Annotated in this window: 17 protein-coding genes and 1 pseudogene; 8 read left to right on the plus strand and 10 right to left on the minus strand. The window is 53.9% G+C overall.

Annotated features, from left to right (window positions below):
* Positions 1-161 precede the first annotated feature (161 nt).
* The 4 genes from FHW04_RS18260 (at position 162) to FHW04_RS18275 (ending at position 1,542) form a co-directional block, all read left to right on the plus strand.
* Entirely contained in the window at positions 162-452 is a 291-nt protein-coding gene (locus FHW04_RS18260; protein ID WP_089561993.1) for a DUF4755 domain-containing protein, read from the plus strand.
* Positions 439-666: a DUF4755 domain-containing protein gene (locus FHW04_RS18265; RefSeq protein ID WP_089561992.1), complete on the plus strand. Its 228-nt coding sequence runs from the start codon at positions 439-441 to the stop codon at positions 664-666. Before FHW04_RS18260 ends, FHW04_RS18265 begins: the two co-directional genes overlap by 14 nt.
* Positions 667-694: 28 nt before the next feature.
* Positions 695-1,027, plus strand: a complete 333-nt coding sequence (locus FHW04_RS18270) for a hypothetical protein (protein WP_089561991.1) — start codon at positions 695-697, stop codon at positions 1,025-1,027.
* 188 nt (positions 1,028-1,215) lie between these two features.
* On the plus strand, positions 1,216-1,542 hold the full coding sequence (locus FHW04_RS18275; RefSeq protein WP_128088277.1) for a hypothetical protein: 327 nt from the start codon (positions 1,216-1,218) through the stop codon (positions 1,540-1,542).
* Positions 1,543-1,560: 18 nt separating this feature from the next.
* On the opposite strand, the gene FHW04_RS18280 is transcribed toward FHW04_RS18275, so the two are convergent.
* Positions 1,561-1,833, minus strand: a complete 273-nt coding sequence (locus tag FHW04_RS18280) for a hypothetical protein (protein ID WP_128088276.1) — start codon at positions 1,831-1,833, stop codon at positions 1,561-1,563.
* A complete protein-coding gene (locus FHW04_RS18285; RefSeq protein WP_089561989.1) occupies positions 1,830-2,774 on the minus strand; it encodes a hypothetical protein in 945 nt (314 codons plus the stop codon). The genes FHW04_RS18280 and FHW04_RS18285 overlap by 4 nt, the downstream gene beginning before the upstream one ends.
* 1,134 nt (positions 2,775-3,908) lie before the next feature.
* On the opposite strand from FHW04_RS18285, the gene FHW04_RS18290 reads away from it, so the two are divergent.
* Entirely contained in the window at positions 3,909-4,112 is a 204-nt protein-coding gene (locus FHW04_RS18290; RefSeq protein WP_031377240.1) for a hypothetical protein, read from the plus strand.
* Positions 4,113-4,183: 71 nt separating this feature from the next.
* Positions 4,184-4,900: a 4'-phosphopantetheinyl transferase family protein gene (locus tag FHW04_RS18295; RefSeq protein ID WP_089561987.1), complete on the plus strand. Its 717-nt coding sequence runs from the start codon at positions 4,184-4,186 to the stop codon at positions 4,898-4,900.
* A gap of 157 nt (positions 4,901-5,057) precedes the next feature.
* On the opposite strand, the gene FHW04_RS18300 is transcribed toward FHW04_RS18295, so the two are convergent.
* From FHW04_RS18300 to apbE, 3 genes are all read right to left on the minus strand, one after another.
* Positions 5,058-6,710 (minus strand): multidrug ABC transporter permease/ATP-binding protein, encoded by a 1,653-nt coding sequence (locus tag FHW04_RS18300; RefSeq protein ID WP_069728979.1) that lies wholly within the window; start codon positions 6,708-6,710, stop codon positions 5,058-5,060.
* Positions 6,711-6,806: 96 nt separating this feature from the next.
* Positions 6,807-7,448, minus strand: a complete 642-nt coding sequence (alkB, locus tag FHW04_RS18305; RefSeq protein ID WP_031377243.1) for a DNA oxidative demethylase AlkB — start codon at positions 7,446-7,448, stop codon at positions 6,807-6,809.
* Entirely contained in the window at positions 7,448-8,497 is a 1,050-nt protein-coding gene (gene apbE, locus FHW04_RS18310) for an FAD:protein FMN transferase ApbE (protein WP_089561986.1), read from the minus strand. Before apbE ends, alkB begins: the two co-directional genes overlap by 1 nt.
* 180 nt (positions 8,498-8,677) lie before the next feature.
* On the opposite strand from apbE, the gene FHW04_RS18315 reads away from it, so the two are divergent.
* Positions 8,678-8,788, plus strand: coding sequence for a response regulator (locus tag FHW04_RS18315; RefSeq protein ID WP_193387668.1), 111 nt, complete (start codon positions 8,678-8,680; stop codon positions 8,786-8,788).
* 150 nt (positions 8,789-8,938) lie between these two features.
* Positions 8,939-9,115, plus strand: coding sequence for a hypothetical protein (locus FHW04_RS18320; RefSeq protein WP_162836812.1), 177 nt, complete (start codon positions 8,939-8,941; stop codon positions 9,113-9,115).
* Positions 9,116-9,154: 39 nt separating this feature from the next.
* Here FHW04_RS18320 and ompC read toward each other — a convergent pair whose 3' ends face one another.
* The 5 genes and pseudogenes from ompC to FHW04_RS18345 all read right to left on the minus strand — a co-directional run bounded on the left by ompC (position 9,155) and on the right by FHW04_RS18345 (position 17,803).
* Positions 9,155-10,267, minus strand: a complete 1,113-nt coding sequence (gene ompC, locus FHW04_RS18325) for a porin OmpC (RefSeq protein WP_089561985.1) — start codon at positions 10,265-10,267, stop codon at positions 9,155-9,157.
* A gap of 599 nt (positions 10,268-10,866) precedes the next feature.
* Positions 10,867-12,036, minus strand: a complete 1,170-nt coding sequence (locus FHW04_RS18330; protein WP_031377246.1) for an HlyD family efflux transporter periplasmic adaptor subunit — start codon at positions 12,034-12,036, stop codon at positions 10,867-10,869.
* Complete coding sequence (locus FHW04_RS18335; RefSeq protein ID WP_069728982.1) at positions 12,033-14,192, minus strand: type I secretion system permease/ATPase; 2,160 nt, start codon at positions 14,190-14,192, stop codon at positions 12,033-12,035. The genes FHW04_RS18330 and FHW04_RS18335 overlap by 4 nt, the downstream gene beginning before the upstream one ends.
* Positions 14,193-14,220: 28 nt before the next feature.
* Positions 14,221-15,576: pseudogene (locus FHW04_RS18340) on the minus strand (TolC family outer membrane protein).
* Between the two features lie 307 nt (positions 15,577-15,883).
* A complete protein-coding gene (locus tag FHW04_RS18345; protein ID WP_089561984.1) occupies positions 15,884-17,803 on the minus strand; it encodes an Ig-like domain-containing protein in 1,920 nt (639 codons plus the stop codon).
* Positions 17,804-18,038 lie beyond the last annotated feature (235 nt).

Genomic DNA, 18,038 nt, shown 5'->3' on the forward strand with positions numbered 1-18,038 from the left:
GGATATTACAGCCAGCTCAGACCCCATCAATATAATGGTGGTTTGACGCCGAATGAATCAGAAAGATTGTTCTGGAAAAACTCTAAAGCCGTGGCCAGTTTTTGTTGACCACTACAATACTGACTGATTCAAATCCAAAAGACACTGCAGGGTTCCTGTTCATGTGGACATTACCTGCATTCTTCTTACTCCTTACGGCATATGTGTCGTACACACACAAAAGAGCAAACGCCTCAACTATCGACCTGCTGAACGTCAATGACAACAGATTGTGGAGCCATGAATTTCAGGACATCAAAATGACCATTGATACGAATCGTGAGCTTTTGACGCTTGAAGCTGGTAAGCGCAAGAAAGCTTACAAGTTTAGTGACGTCAAAGGCTGGCGATATCACTTAGCCGTTGGAGGTGAAATCGTAGCTTTTCGATTTAGTCGGTATGGCAGGAGCTAAAGGTCAAAACAACCTTACCCGCCTTAAAAATTTCGAAAACTCAGGGTTCTTTATCCAAGTGAAAGATATTGAATGCCCGGAATGGCAGATCAAATTTCACCCCCGTAAAGGCCGGTTTCACCATAAACGCGGGATCCGTGATACGGAAATGCAATTAAAGCAGTGGCGTGAAATTTTTGATCAGACACTCAACAAAACCACAGCAACACAATAATTATCAATATCAAATAAGGGATTAAGAAATGAATAAAATTTCAACAATTGTAGTTCTGTCTTTGTCAGTTTTGCTCACTGGTTGCGACAGCAAACCCTCTTCTTCCGAAATCCAGAAAGCTATGCAGGACAACATTGACCATACAAACCAGCAAGCCAAGCAACGTTTCGGTGAGAACAGCAAAGACATGCTCACGACTCTGAACAAAGCTGAGAAGGTTTCCTGTAAGGAATCAGAGGCCAAAGGTACATACATCTGCAAAGTAAATACCGATATAACACTACCCTTCATGGGCGAAAAGCAAACCGTAGCTGAATTCAAATTTACGAAGAGTGATGGAAACTGGAAAGTATCACCTTAATTGAATCCAATAATTAACAAGCTCATTTTTCAACGAAATTTCAATGCACATATTTTATGCGCAAGTGTTAGCACCAGGGAACCATTCAAAAAAAAACCAGAAGCCTTTCAAAGGTCTGTTCGGTTTGTATAGGGCTTAGGTAATGATTTACAATCATACTATCGTAAGACAAATGAATGACGCTTATTATGAACAAAATGCAAATCGAAGAAATGCTTGTAAAAGAGGGGTTTATACCAAAAGAAGTCTCTGTGATACGTCAGCATGCTGAGAAAGACGGTTATCCTTATCCCTGGCTCCTTTCACAGTTAAAGAAAAGATTCATAGTTGCAATGATATTAATAGCAATCCTTCTCGCAGGACTCATTTATACCATTCGCAGTGGTACACAAGAAAACATTGTATCTTATTCGATAACTCTGTTAGCAGGCTTCACAATTCTGTATGCTTTTATTCCTTTGAAGCCTGCATACAAAGCATTTAAACTTTTGAGAAAACACTCTCATGTTTTATAAAATCGCTAATGAATATTTTCATTTATTTAATCGAAGAATCGCACTACCTCTTCCCCCTACAGCAATACATTCACCACTAAAGACATCTATATAATATTTAATTGGATTAGGCATGTTTTCCATCATCCATGGAAGATCTTCAGAAAACTTCAAATCTGAGGTTGAAATAACCCAAACAGATTTACCATCAAAAGACGATCTAACAGCCTCATGAAAACGTTCGTCCCAACCATGACCTGTTACCCTTGCATATTCTTTGGCAATTTCAACAGCTTTATTTTCCGATATCATTGCTGAACTCCATACCAAACATTATACATCAACCCTCCAACCACTACTGGCCCCAAAAGAATACCTGCGGTTTCATGCCGCAATAATGTATATGTAATTTCGTAAGTATTTCCAAGAGGGAATTTGAAGCCTTCAATGATATATCCTCTACTCATCCCTCTGGCTCTTAATAAGCCAATAGTTTCAGCAAGTGACTCTTCCAGATATCGTAATATATATGATTTATTATATGCGCTTTGTCTCATGAAAACCCTAAGTTCTCTTAATAAATAGAACTTAGGCGCAATTGCCATGTGTACCTGTTCATGATAAAGAGTTGAAAGCATCTGCAAATATGCGTCTTCTTTCGACATTGCACCGGGATAGTAGTTGCGTCCTACTTCTACGTCCCCCCAGGGTTTTGTGCGTCCCTGAACGACGTCACTATGCTTTGTGATTTTTATCTTAGGAGTATAACGCCAGCCTCCATTGCGAGGCAGGTTCATTTTCCTTCCAATATCGCTGCTGTACCTAGGCATTTTTACTCCCCTGAAAGGAGTTTTAAATGTATCACCAGGCTTCTTCTTTAAAAGAAGTGCGAGGACAGTATTAACGCCTATCAGAGTGATCGCGTCTGCTAAATCCTTAGCAGCAACGTCAAGATCTCCTTCGCTACGAGCTACGTTAGTCTTCGTTGCAAAATCAAACAACTTCTTAGCCGCTTCAAGCGCTACGCCTCCTACTGCTACCCAACCTACAATGAGAAGCACTAAATCAGCGATTTCACCAATCCCAAAAAAGTGCGCACCAGCCCAAACCATGATTACCCCCGCCATAGTTGCTAATGCTGAGGGGGTGACCATAGCAAGAAGCTGTTGACCTACGTCAGATGGTAAGAGCACTGCCGCTTTCGAGATGACTAGTTGTAGCCTTGACTGTATATCGCTAGGGATAACTTCCATTCTCTATCCTCAGTTATATGTTAAGCTGCCTGCAGAATAACTCTTGAATACTGCATTATCCAGTAGTTTTGTTTATCATGTTTGTTTGATCTGATTCAAGAAGAGATATCCACTTATCATTTAGTTTTTTAAACATTTATTAAAAGCTGACAGCATTAAAACAATGATTTAAATTAAAAACCCAACCCAACCCAACCCTCAATAATAAAAATATTAAAATTAGAGGGAAATGTAATGATAATTGATATTAAATATAAGAAGGCAAACAAAAGGCAGTCATAATAATTCTATACCATTCATTTTAGCAGTAGCCATTAAAGAATATCAGAATTTATTTGATTATAATATTCAGATACCGGAACAGAAAACATAGTGCGTTGCTGTCCGCTGAACTGACCTCAAGCCGGCACCGCACAGAACCTGTTCCGCAAAATGCGCTATGACCGCCGCCCTTGCTGAACGGCCCCGGTATGATCATGTTGATTTTGGTTAGGGTGGTGATCACCTGAACCTGTACAGCGCCACTTTTGTCACAGTTGCCGCTGTGGGCAGGATGCGGCACGACTACCTGGCTGATCAGCAATAAAGCAGAAGCGGCGTGGCGCAGGACAGTGTTCTGCTCTGCAGCATTCAGGCGCGGCAAAAACGTCACTCAAAGCGAAATAGCCGCGTTTTTGTCATCAAACGGTCACGTAACTCGCGCTCTGAGGATTCCGATCTATACTGAAAAGCGTGTGGGTAACGATAGGAGAGTTCATGACAGTAATCGAAAAAGACGATCCAACCGAAGCACCAGAGTCCGGCGATAAGCAACAAACACCGCCAGACAAGAAGTAACCCACTAAGGCCGCGCCAGACGCGGCCTTTTCTATAGCGGTTGCCGCTAAGCTCTGTCAGATGTCGCCCGATCGCCCGGCTCATCCCGCATAACCTCCCGTTCAGCCAGACAACATCCCGCATAACCTCCCGTTCAGCCAGACAACATCCTGCACGCTTTCAGGCAGTTACCTGTTGCAGCGAAATCCAGTCTGCCTCACAAAATAAGCACAACGCGACGCCAATTCATCAAACTGAAACAAAAATGTCACAGAAATTGCCTACTCTGGACTCCCCTGAAATTGATGGATAATTTTTATGGCGATCAAAGCGAAAAGCCTGAAGGATGCAGAAGCATTATTGCATTCAGGCATTAGCAAAGTGGAACTGGCGTACGACATTGGCAGCGACGATTTCTTTCGTCTGGCGAGCCACTGGTGCGACCGCGGCGCTCGCATCAGCAAAGGTCACCACCATTTTGTCGTTTCACTGAAAAGTTTTGCCATTCCCCCGAACGACTGATCCCTGCGGTCGGCTTGCCCCGGCTTCCTACGCCTGATTTAATGCCCTTTTGGCTTTGATTACGGCACCGCATGCGCTATCCCGACGTTCCGCTGCCGCCTCCTGCAGGCGGCTTTATCCTTTCTCAGCATCTGAGCGACAGCGATCCCTGGCTGGCGGTGAGCCGCTTTGATCCGCAACACTACAGTGATGCGCTTGCTGTTGCATGGGAACTACCGCTGCCCGATCGCCTGCAGCGGGCGGTAAATAAGCGCCGTGCCGAATATCTCGCCAGTCGGCTGCTGGCCCGCTGTGTGATGGCGCGTCTCGGTATTGATGATTTTATTCTGACCAACGCCGCCGATCGTTCGCCCTGCTGGCCCGCCGGCGTGCAGGCTTCGCTGTCGCACAGCGCAGGCGTAGTGGTGCTGGCAGCAACCCGTCAGCCCGGTGGTGTCGGCGTGGATGTCGAACAGTTGATGTCAGACGCAACGGCCAATGAAACCGCTGACCTGCTGATGAATCCTCAGGAGCAGCAACTGCTGCGGGCGCTGCCCATCAGCTTCAATGCTGCCGCCACCCTGCTGTTTTCTCTGAAAGAATCACTTTATAAGGCGCTGTGGCCCCAGTTGCATCAGCCGATGGATTTTCAGCAGGCGGCGCTGGAAACGGTCGATCTCCGGCGTCAGTGCGCCACTTTACAGCTCACTCATCATTTCAGCGATCGCTTCACAACAGGGACCCGCTTGCAGGCGCAGTTTTTGTGGCAGGACGATCAGGTGATTACCCTGCTGATGCAGCAGGCATAAAAAAACCGGCTAAGCAATGCGGCTTAGCCGGGGTAAACACATGACGACAGAAGAAGTTTCAGGATGGCAGAGAGCCTGCTCTCTGCTGAATTCCAGCATAACGTGGTAGCCGCGCAGGCCGCCAATATGCCTTTTTGCTAAGCTTTGCCAGCCTGCATCAAAGCCCGGTATCGGTGCGTTCTACCGAGTCCAGCGTGGCCAGATCGCGTTCGCTGCCGGTCAGTTCACTCAGTTGCCCTTCTCGCATCTCCAGCAGTCGATCGGCGTGAATAAAGTAGTGATCATCGTGGCTGATGGCGAATACCGTTTTGCCGGCCGCCTGCAACCACGGCAGCAGTTCACGATAGAAGATACGACGGAAATGCGGGTCCTGATCGGCGGCCCATTCATCCAGCAGCAGCACATCCCGCTCTTCAGCCACCGCCAGCAGCAGTGCCAGCCGTTTGCTCTGCCCTTTGGAGAGCTGCAGATTCAGCACTTTATTACCTTCGATCTTCAGTTTGTCCTGCATCTTCAGCCGTTCCAGCCACTGCTGCACTAACGCCGGGTTCGCCGGAATGCCTTCGTGGCTAATCAGCCGATCAAACAGATGCACATCAGTGAATACCGCCGAGAAGTGTTTACGCCAGTGATCGAGCCCGTCAGCGTCAATCGGTTGACCATCCAGCAGCAGACTGCCGGACTGCGGCTGATACAAGCCGGTCAGCAGCATCGCCAGGGTAGATTTACCGCTGCCATTGCCGCCAATCAGAAACACCAGTTCACCGCGGCGCAGGGTCAGGTTGATCGGGCCGACCTTAAAGCCATTTTCACCGTAGTGAAAACAGACATCCCGCAGCTCCAGCGTCTGCCAGTCAGCTTTGGACGGAGAAGCGTGGAATTCGGGCTGATAAGGTGCCAGATCAAAGGCATTGAGTTTGCGGAATGCCACCTGCGCGCTGAGCAAGGTGGGCAAAGCGCCGACTGCCGACAGCAGCGGCGTGCGCAGAAACAGCAGCGTCAGGGAAAAAGTCGCAGCCACCGCCGTGTTGGCCCAGCCGAGGCTGTTGGCCATAAAAAAGACCATGCCGATGGCGCCCAGCGTCATGATATTCGACCAGTTCACCGCACTGAGATGATAGGTATCGGCCCGCACAATATGGTGTCGCCAGGCGGTGGCATCTTCCTGATAGACGCTTTCATAGATCTGCCGGGCGCGCTCACGGTTAAGCTGCAACTCTTTGCGTCCGTCAATCACCGTCTGGTAGTCACGATAGAGGTGATCTTCGATTTCACGCAGCTTCGCCATGTGCTGATAAACGCGCGACACCAGCATCCAGCCACCCACCAGCGTCACGGCCAGCCAGCCGCTGGTCACCAGCAGCATTTTGGGTGACAGCCAGGCCAGATAGATCGCTGAACCCAGAGTGATGATGACGCCCTGAATCAGCTCCGGCAGACGCACAAAAGCCAGGGTAATGGCACGCACATCGCTGGTCAGACCCGCCAGCAGTTGCGCGCTGCCGAGTTGCTCAATCCGCTCCACCCGGGTATCAAGAATGCGTTTGATAAATTCACCGCGCATCCGCCAGACAAACTGATGGCCCAGCATCGTCAGCGCCAGCTGGGAGGCCAGCGTAACCGCCATCAGTACCACCAGCTGCAACAGAAACTGCGGCAGTACCGCATAGGAAGTATTGATCGCGACGATCATTTCGCGGTTGATAAAGGCGATCATGCCAATACCCAACACTGCGCTCAGCAGCGTCAGCGCAATAACCCCGATAAAAGGCCAGCGAAACTGGCGAAAAACAACGCTTAACAACGTCATGCAGGCAATCCAGCAGTCAAAAAACAGCCTGCAGTGTAATGTGATGCAAAATGATAGCAATAGTTATTCGCACTGCGCCGCGCACCGCATGGCGAATTAAAAGGCGCGGCGGAAAGTCAGGTTATAGCGCCACGCGCCGACCAGCGGGTGCACGCCCGGCTTGAGCGGCAGGATGCCGTGATAACGCAGGCGTGACGGCCCGCCCCACACCACAATATCGCCATGCTCCAGCAGCACCCGCTGGGTGGTGTCGCCACGTTCAAAACCGCCAAACTGGAATACCGCCGGTAACCCCAGCGAGACCGAGACGATAGGCTGACGCAGATCTTTCTCATCTTTGTCCTGATGCAGGGTCAGCTTCGCGCCAGGTTCATAGCGATTGAGCAGGCAGGCATCAGGGTTAAAGTCGGGAAAGCCCGCTTCACGCGCTGCGGCCTGCGCCAGACTGCGAAACAGCGGCGGCATCGGTGGCCACTTGCGCCCGTTGAGGTTGTCCTGCTGCTGATACTGATAACCGCGTGAATCCACTGACCAGCCGAAGTCGCCGCAGTTGGTCATCGCCACTGACATGCGGTGACCGCCCGGCGTAATGCGATGCGCAAACGGATTCTGGTCGGCGATGGCCAGAATCTGCTGATACAACGCTTCAGCCTCATCGCGCGCCCGGCGGCGCAGGATCACCGCGCCGTCAGCCAGCGGTTCCTGCCACGGTTGCTCTTCGCTAAACAGATCTAACATCAGGGTGCTCCTGTCGACTCGAGTTTAATCAAAAAGGCGGCAAACTGCGGTGACATCCAGCTCACAAAACCATCGCCTTCTTTACTGATCAGATAGACCGCCAGCTGCTGCTGGATTGCCAGCGCTTTGGCTTTTTCACTGCCCAGAACCATCAGGCCAGTATCCCAGCCGTCGGCCTCCAGCGCGGTGGTCGCGATCACGGTAGCCGAAACCAGTTTATGCTCAATCGGTCGGCCGGTAAGCGGGTCGATCACGTGAGAAACGCGCTTGCCGTCCAGTTCATAATAGTTGCGATAGCTGCCCGAGGTGCTGATGCCGTGTCCCTGTAGATCGACCCGCGCCTGCACCGCATTCTCACGGTCGGTCGGCTTCTGAATGGCGACCCGCCACGGCTGGTGCTGGGCGTTAAGCCCGCGGCTCAACACTGCCCCGCCAACCGACACCAGGTAATTATTAATCCCCAGCTGCTCCATCAGGCGCGCCAGATGATCGGTGGCAAAGCCCTCGCCTACCGTTGAGAGATCAACATACAAGCCAGGCAGATCCTTTTGCAGCCACTGGCCGCCCGCGCCCTGCACCACCCGCAGATGCTGCAGACCGGTCTGCGCTTTGGCCGCCGCAATTTCCGCCTCATCCGGCGTATGGCTCGGCTGTTTTGTCGGGCCAAAGCCCCACAGATTGACCAGCGGTCCGACGGTGATATCCATCGCCCCTCCGGTTTTAGCACCAATGCGCAAGGCGAGCGTGACGATGTCCGCCATATTCTCGCTGACCGGCTGCGGCGTCAGCGCACGGCTCTGATTAAAGCGCGACAGCACCGAATCGGGCTTCCAGGTAGAGAGTTCGGCGTCGTCACTGTCGAGCTGCTGCTGAATGCGCTGCTGCAGTGCAGCTTTGCGGCCACTGTCGACGTCGGCCAGGCTGACCCGCCAGACCGTGCCCATGGTTTTGCCTTCCAGCACCATTGATGACGTCGCCGCTGGCTTATCACAACCGGCTAACAACAGGATGGCAAACGGCAAAGACAGCAGATTAATCTGATATCTCATTAATCCTCACTTGTAAAAATTTATCTATTCCTGCTACAAAGCATAAATCGCTGGTAAAGAGCGTAAAAGAGGGTTGAATCCTTCAGTCAATGACGCCAGTATCAACCGGTCATCTACTATGCATCCGCCCGTAACCGGGCGATTTACGTTTAACGGTTTGGTTTAATTAAGGAGCAGCAGATGATCTACGTGATTCTTGCCATCGCCCTGGGTCTGTTCATTTACAGCAGCTACAAAGTCTGGCATCAGCGCCGCCATCGTCACATGGCGCTGTCACGGCCGCGCCATTAACCCGCAGCGCTGCACCTGAACGGGGCAATGACCCTCTCAGCGTGCGCGGCAAGTTTACCAGAAGCGGCGGCAGGGCCGTGGCTATCAGAGCGGTAAAGCTGGCATGAATTCTGCACTGTTGAAACAGTGTTTATCTCTGAGAGGTGCAGAATGAAAACGTCACAGAACCTGCAGGCAGCCTGGCATCAGTGGCTGAGCTTTTCAGCCTTTTCTCTGGCGGGCGTGGCATTTGAAGGTGCCCGATTTGGCAGTGTGGTCTCACCGGTCACGGCAGTTGCGAAAGCGAAAAAGTGGCGAACGGCAGATGAGATAAAGGAAAAGGATTAATGACTCAGGTGCGCAGCCAGCGCTGCGCACCTGCACAAATCAGAACTGGTAAACCAGACCCAGTGCCACCACGTCGTCGGTATTAATACCGGCCTGGTCGGTGAACTGGTTGTCATCCAGCAGGTTGATTTGGTAATCCACATAGGTGGACATGTTTTTGTTGAAGTAGTAAGTCGCGCCTACATCAATGTATTTCTTCAGGTTTTGTTTACCCCAGCCCTGCACATCGGTGCCGCGTGAGGTGACATACGCCAGTGATGGACGCAGGCCGAAGTCGAACTGATACTGTGCCACCAGCTCCCAGTTTTCCGCTTTATCCGCATAACCAAACACCGGCGAATCGCTGCTACCGAAGCGGGTTGCGTTGTAAGACTTGGTGTACATCGCTGCCAGATAGATGTTGTTGGCATCGTATTTCAGACCGCCGGTGTAGGCTTCTGCTTTGTCGCCACGACCGAGGATACCCGCCTGGTTGCCGTTCTGATCGTTGGTACGGTCAGACTGGAAAGCCGACGCACCGATACCAAAACCGGAACCGAGATCGTAAGTGGTGCTCAGACCCCAGCCGTCACCGTTCTGGCCCAGCACATCACGACCGTTTGGTGACTCATCACCATTGCCGTTTTTGCCCTGATACTGCACCGCAAAGTTCCAGCCATCGACCAGGCCGAAGAAGTTGCTGTTGCGGTAGGTCGCCATACCGTTGCCGCGCTGGAACATAAAGTTATCCGCGCCATAGGTATCACCACCGAACTCTGGCAGCACGTCGGTCCATGCGCCGATGTCATAAGCTACGCCGTAGTTACGACCGTAATCGAATGAACCTGCATCGCCAAACTTCACACCGGCAAAGCCGACGCGGGTATAGCTGTCAGCTGTACCTTCAGATTCTGCATTGTTCAGCGCCGCCTGATACTCCCACTGGCCGTAACCGGTCAGCTGATCGCTGACTTCGGTTTCGCCTTTAAAGCCAAAGCGGACGTAAGACTGATCGCCATCAGAACCATCGTTATCAGAGAAGTAGTGCAGACCATCGACTTTACCAAACAGGTCTAATTTGTTGCCGTCTTTATTGTAGATTTCAGCTGCGTTTGCTGATCCTGCTGCGACCAGCATCGCAGGGATCATCAGGGAGAGAACGCGACGTTTCATTTTATTACCCTCTGTAATGTGCCTTTATTATTTGCCACTGCGAACTGAATGATTAAAAATTCAGCCGGCAAGCCATTGTTGTTTTATAACGGGCAATAATCCATCACGAAAATGCTACTAAATTTCCAAAACTGTTTCATAGTTCGAAACAGTTATTTCTGAATGTAAGATTTGGGGAACTAATAACCAGCACATATCGATAAAAAATATGGCACAAAAAGCCAATCGAATTTCGCCTCGTTTGTTATCAACACGTTACATCGGAATGCTCTGAAGCACTGAATGATAAAACTTATGCGTCATCAGGTAATACAATAGATCCCGCTATCATCATTTATTTCATTATTACCTTCATTCACCCCGAATGAGATGTTTACCCTAATTTCCCGCCGGACATGTTTGTCCGGCATTTTTTTTGCCTGCGATCCGCCGTTGCGATTCGTTTTATGTAAACATGGTTTCCGGCGATTAATTAACTTTATTATTTTGCCGCACAGAAGGTTAATTTCCGCACTGCCTGCCGCTTATCTGGCGATATATCCGCCCACTTAATTTATCACCGTAACTAAGCACACTGCGATAATATCCGGACCGTGATTTTAGCGTTCGCGCATTGATTCTTTAACTTTATTCAGCGGTTTAAGCAGGTAATCCATCACCGATTTCTGACCCGTCTTAATTTCAACATTGGCCACCATACCGGGCACGATCGGGAATTTACGGCCGGCACGGTTCGTCAGTTCCGCTTTTTGGGTGCGAACATAGACCCGGTAGTAGTATTGATCCCGCTTAACCTCATCCTGCAGCGTATCCGGCGAGACGATTTCAACCTCACCCGGCAGATCGCCATAGATAGAGGAGTCGTAGGCGGTGATTTTGACGATTGCCGCCAGGCCGGGACGGATGTAAGCGATATCGCGCGGATTAATGCGGGTTTCAATCAGCAGCTGATCTTCCAGCGGCACAATCTCCATCAGCTTGCCGCCCGGCTCCAGTACCCCGCCCACCGTGGTCACCTGAATATCCTTAACGATGCCGCGCACCGGCGAATAGAGCGTGGCGCGCGTCAGCTGGTCCTCTTTCCCCGCCGCCACCTGCAGCTGCGCATCGAGTTCAGCATTGTTTTTCACCTGCTCTTCGTGGGCGCGCACCAGATAGTCATTGCGCGCCTCGTCAATTTTGCCGCGCAGGTCGCTGACCTGGCGACGCAAACGGATCACCTCGACCTGACCGGCCGCGCCTTTAGCGACCAGAGGCTCGGTCAGGCGCAGCTCATCCTGCACCAGCTTCAGCGACTGCTGCAGGTTGCTGATGGTTTCCGTCAGGTTGCGCCGCCGGGATTCATACAGCTGCCTTTCCCGCGTCACCAGCTGCGGCTCCTTCAGGGTTTCCGCGCTGAACTGCAGCGGCGTGCCTGACAGCTCCGCATCCAGCCGCTCCGAGGAGGCGCGCAGGGTGCGCACTTTCGCCTGCGCTTCACCGAAGTTGGACTGGAAGCGGGTTGGATCCAGCGTCGCCAGTATCTGCCCTTTCTCGACAATATCGCCTTCATGCACGTTGAGCTGTTTGACGATGCCGCCATCCAGGCTGTCAATAACCTGTGCGCGGCTGGAAGGGGTCACTTTGCCGGTGCCGACGGTTACCTCATCCAGAATGGCGAAGTGCGCCCAGATCAGGAATATCGCCAGCGCTGCCGTGCAAAGCCAGATAATGGCGGACGTACGGCGTTCATGTCGTGCCAGATCTTTATCAATCATCACCAGGCTCATGCAGCATCTCCTTTATTCGGCCCTGCCGCCGGTTGGGCGGCCGGAGTCGTGGCGCGGCGCAGGATCTCGTCACGCGGCCCATCGGCCACAATCCGGCCGTTATCCATCACCACAATGCGGTCGACCATCTTCAGCAGCGCCGGACGGTGCGTGACCAGTATCAGGGTGCGCCCGCTGATCCAGCCCTGAAGCTGACGGATCACATGCTCTTCCAGCTGCTCATCCATGGCGGCGGTCGGCTCATCCAGCAACACCACCTGCGGCTGACGCAGGATCATCCGGCTCAGCATCACCATCTGACGTTGCCCGCCGGACAGGCCGCGCCCGCCTTCATTAATAATACGATCCAGACTGGCCGCATCCTGCTGTACCAGCGATAGCGCGCCGCTGATGCGCAGCGCCTGTAACATCTCCTGTTCGCTGGCGTGCGGATTGCCCAGCATCAGGTTTTGCCGCAGCGTGCCAAAAAACAGTCGCGAATCGTGTGACAACCAGCCGAGCTGGCGGCGGAGATCGATCGGATCGATGCGTTCAATATCCACGCCATCAACAATCACCTTGCCCTGGCTCGCCATCGCCTGACCGGCGAGAATTTTGAGCAGGGTTGATTTTCCGGCACCGACTTTACCCAGAATGGCAATCTTCTCGCCCGGTTTGATCTGCAACTGCTGCACGTTGAGGACGTTCTTTTCATTCTCTTCGTCGTAGCTGTAATGCACGTTACGCAGATCGTACTGGCCAGTCAGCGTCGGACAGTGCGCCAGGGTCGCCGCGTCGGGCTGATCGAGCGGCTTCTTCAGCAGCTCATCCAGCCCTTTCATCGCCATTTTGGCATGCTGCCAGCGGGAAAAGACCATGGTGAGCTGCATCAGCGGCGCGATGGTGCGTGACGACAGCAGACTACAGGCGACCAGAGTGCCGGTGGTGATTTGCGAATCGAGAACCAGATAGACGCCGAACACCAGCATGCCGGCATAGGTGAGCTGCTGCACCGTGGCGGCCCAGCCGGTCAGCCGGGCGCCCCATAAGCGTTGCTGATTACTGATAGCGGCGCTGACCTCATGGGTCTGTTCCCACTGGCGCTGGAAATAGGGTTCCGCCTGCAGCGCTTTAATATCTTCAATACCTTCAATGGTTTCCACCAGCACCGCATTACGCAGCGCCCCTTCGCGCAGCCCCTCCTTCGCCAGCCGCGCCATCGGGATCTGCACCAGCATGCCAGGGATCACGATCAGCGGTATCGCCGCCAGCGGAATCAGCACCAGCCAGCCGCCGATAAATGACATGATGATCAGGAACAGGATAACAAACGGCAGATCGGCGGCCGCACCCACCGTGGTGGAGGTCAGCAGTTCACGTACCTGATCGATTTCACGCAGCTGCGAAATGAACGAACCGGTCGATTTGGGTCGTGCTTCATTGCGAATGCTCATCGCCCGGGCGAACAGCATGGCAGAGACTTTCAGGTCGATGCGCTTGCCCATTAAGTCGGAGACCTGGGTACGCATCAGGCGGATCAGATACTCAATCGCCGCCGCGATCAGCACCCCGACAAACAGCACCCACAGCGTGGCCTGCGACTGCGCCGGGATCACCCGATCGTAGACCTGCATTGAGAACAGAATGCCGGCCAGCGCCAGCACGTTGCTGATCACCGACGCCAGCGAAATCTCGGTGATGCGCCGGCCCATGCCGCGAAAGTTCTTCCAGAACCAGTGCGGTTCATACGGCTGGACGAATTCATCGATGCGCGCATCGCGGCCGCGCGCTGCGACGCCAATCACCCCGACCTCGCCCTGTGCGCGGGCCAGCAGTTCAGACAGCGCGCCTTCACGCACCACGTCGCCGCCTTCGCTTAGCCAGTAGCGTGCGCTGCCGTCCGGGTCGATTCCTTCCAGTACCGCCACGCTGCTGTTTTCCAGTACCAGCACTACCGGGGTGATCTCCTGACGCCAGCGCAGCTTATTTTGCGGCACCATGGTCAGATGCAGCCCGAGCAGCCCGGAGAGCCGTTCCAGCTGCTGCGCCACCGGCAGATGTTCAAACCAACGCATCTGCTGGCGCAGTGTTTTGCCGTCGGCAGGTTTACCGAACCGCGCAGCCACGCGCAGCATGGCGGCAATCCAGTTATCGGTATTCAGGTTTTGTGCGCTCATGGTTAATGCCTTTTAATGCGAAAGCTCGCTATTGCAGCGAAGGAAGGAGATCGCCGCTGCTGCGCTGACGATCGATACCCAGGATATCGAGCAGATTGTCGACCGCAGCGGCATAGCGCACGGTGGCATCCCAGCCATCGTAAAGCGCGGTGATGCGTGAACTGTCCGCCTGAAACACATCCTGTTCCACGCTCAGCAGATCGTTCAGGCTGCGCTTACTGAGCCGGTACTCATCGGCATAGACATTGCGGGTATGGTCGGCGCTTTCCAGCTGCACTTCACCGGCTGCCTGGCGTTGCTGCGCGCCAATCATGTCGGCATAGGCGGTGGAGGCATTCTGATTGATAGTGAGTTTGGCCTGCTGAACCGCCGCCTGCGCCGCTTCACGATCGCCCTCGGCGGACTGGGTTTTAGCATTGACCATGCCGCCCTGGTAGAGCGGCGCTTCAACCTGCAGCTGGACCTCATCGTCCCAGTAAGACTGGCGATCGTTTTCGTAGCGGGTCCGGCCAGCCTGAACTTTGATAGTTGGCCAGTGGCCGGACTGCGCCTGACGCACCCGCTCGCGCGCGGCTTCCTGCTTCGCCTGGGCGCTGCGCACCGCGGCGCTGTTGGCGTAAGCGATTTTATCGAGGGTGATCTGCTGATTGAGTAACGCCTGCGGCAGTTCAGGCAGGGCCGCCGGCACCACGCCGGTCAGCACCGTCAGCTGGGCTTTGGCTGAACGCAGCTGCGCCCGATACTGCTCCAGCGTGGCGTGCATCGCGGCAATACGGGTTTCCGCCTGTAACACGTCCGACTGCGAGTTGAGTCCGGCGTCGGCGCGCAGGCGGGCGATATCACGTACCCGCTCCAGTGAGGCGATATTGGTGTGGGCGGTTTCCGCCAGCGCCTGATAACGTTTGACTTCGAGATAGGCCTGCAGCGTATCTTCTGCCACGGTGGTCATTGAGTCGAACAGGCCAAACAGGTAGGCCTCTGACAAGGCGTGCTGCTCGTCGATAGCACCGCCGGTGCGGCCAAAATCGTACAGGAGCTGGCTGAGCATAATGCCGCCGGAGCCATTGTTATTCAGGCTGCCGGCGGAATCGGTCTGATGCGATCGGCCTGCCGCGCCCTGTAGGGAAATCTGCGGATACTAGGCACTTTTGGCGGCGTCGAGATCGCCTTCGCCAACGTGGATTTGAGCCGCCGCTTGCGAGATTTTCGGATTACGGGCGAAGGCGCGGAGAATGGCGTCACGCAGCGTTAAGGTGGCTATCTGTTCTTCGCTGGGGGCGGCACGCCAGTTAAATTCAGCTTTGGGCAAGGGGGCGGCAATGGCCGCAGGCAACACTACGCCATTCAGGGCGCATAACAAAAAGGTCAATCGCACTTTGTTCATTATGTTTACCAACAGGGGTTCTTATCAGCATGGTGTTTTCCCGGTGAACAAAGAGTGCAAAACGGTGCGCCGTTGCGGGCTTGCGCCTCATCAGACTGCGTCAATTAATTTATGGTTCGTAAGCCAGACGCTAAACGACCTTTAACATTATTAGATCATATCCCGCGCTTCTTCCTGCTAAATATCGATGAAATAATTAATTATTTTCTCAATCGCGCAAAATTTAATCGATGATGTTACGCCTGCCAATCCAGACGGGCTTAACAAACCCGTCCGGAAGGCAGTACGTTAACTAATGTGTTTCAGGTCAGACTAGCGGATGAACGGCGGGGTGTTGCCATAAGTGGTCGGCGAGCGTGTAAGGGGAATCGGTCACCAGATTGCTGTCGTGCGGCGCAGCAACAGCGGCAGACGCCTTCGCCGCCGGCAGCGTTTCGGCTGCCGCTGTCGGGCTGAGGTTATCCAGTAGCTGATCGACCGACAACAGATTCAGCGTGGCAGCAGCGTCAGTATGTGAGGCCACCGTCACGGTCTGGCTGGCACTGGCCAGATTGCCGGCACTGTCTTTGGCGCTCACCGTCATCTGATATTCACCATCATCCAGCGGCGCCAGCTGTCCGGCCAGGATGGTCAGCGCCCAGCCGCCGTCTGCTTTCACGCTGGCGCTGTAGTGCTGATCGCCGAGGGTTAACTGCACCAGGCTGCCTGGCTCAAGGTGGGTCGAACTGCCCTGAATCAGATGCCAGCTGTTAACATCCGCAGCGTCAATCACGTTGTCGTCGAACGGCGTATCCAGCGTCATGGTCGGACGCTGATGAGTAGCCACGGTGAACAGGCTGCTGTTGGTCTGGGTGTCGCTGTTGCCATACTCATCCCAGCGATGATAGGTGACGGCGACCGGTCCCTCCGGCAGCGCCTGCAGATCGCTGGCGCTCAGGGTCACCATCCCCTTCGCGTCCGGCTGGTAGGTTTTGCCATTGATCACCAGCTCGTTAGCGCCCTCAACATAGAGGCTGAGATCGTGCTGCGCTTCCTGATAGTTGAGGATCATATCGCCGCCGATATCCATTTCGACATAGATCGGGATAAAGCCGGTTTTGATGTTCAGCTCATGGCTGGCGTCGGTATAGTTGTTGGCACCGTCAATCGACCAGGCGCGGATCTCGCCGATATTAATAAAAGCCTGCACATCCGCCGCCGGGATCACCACCTGCCAGTGTCCATCCTCACTCAGCGTGGCGGCATAATCTTTCTCGTTGGCGCCGGTGATCACCAGCCGATGGCCTGGCATCACGGTCGACAGCGTGCCGCTCAGCCGTAAATCCTGCTGGGTTTCCGCCAGATTGATCACATCATCCGCCGTCACCTTATCAAAGCTAATCTGCGGCAGGCTGCTCAGGTGGGTGATCAGCGTCAGCGGGTGAGATTCAGTGGTGGTGTTGCCATTCGGATCAACCGCACTAACCATCAGACTGTAGACGCCATCCTGCTGCGCTTTGAGATCGCTCTCGTGAAAGGTGCCGGTCCATTTGCCGTCGCCGCCAACAATCGCCGTGGTGGTGATGCTGCCCAGCGTCAGAGTTACCCGTGAGCCAGCAGGCAGATGGGTGCCGCTGCCGCTGATGTCGACGCCATACACGCTCTCCTCAATGTTAACCGCGTTATCGCCGCTGATGGTGTCCACCGTCAGAGTCGGCTTAAGGCTGCGGTCGGCATAGAGACCAAAATCGACCGTGGTGTCGGTGCTGTTACCGGCTTTATCGGTGATGGTCAGCGTCAGGGTGTGATTGCCGTCCGGCAGCCCGTTCAGCACCTCGGCGGGCATCGAGGCGTTCCAGTAGCCCCACTGATTGACGGTGCTCTGCCAGCTCTGATCGTTGAAGGTCAGGGTGACGGTTGATCCCGCCTCCCCCACCGCCTGACCGCGCAGATGGACCGGGTTTTGCACTTCCCAGTTGGCGATCACCCCATCGCTGGCGATCGGTTCATACGGCCGCAGCGCGGCGGGCGGCTGAGTATCTGCGGCCGCGGTAACCGCCAGCGTCGTCAGCCCAATCGCCGGACTGAGCGCGCTGTCGTTGAGGAGATCGGCAGACGGCGTTGCGATGGTGGACGTCACTGCCGGGGCCAGGCTGCGCGCGGTGTTATCGGGAACGGCAAATTCACTCACCGCCGCCTGAAAAATGGATTCGAGCCGGACGGCACGAAACGTATCACGCTGGGACATAGGTAACCTCAATTCAGAACAGAAACGCAGGCGCAAACCATCAGATAAACTGATCGTTAAGGTTGGCGCAGTTATGTCAGGCAAGCGTAAGCTGCCCGTTTCCGCTGGTCGGAACCGGTTACCCGCAGGTAACAAGGATTAATGAATAGGCTGCTAAAAAAGCCGCTAAAGAATTTTAGATGTCAGATTTTCTGCATTAACCGGCGTGGCGCCGTTTGCTGCCCCTACCCTAATC

This window comes from Pantoea sp. AN62, from assembly GCF_050432985.1.
GTDB classification, from domain to species: Bacteria; Pseudomonadota; Gammaproteobacteria; order Enterobacterales; family Enterobacteriaceae; genus Pantoea; species Pantoea brenneri.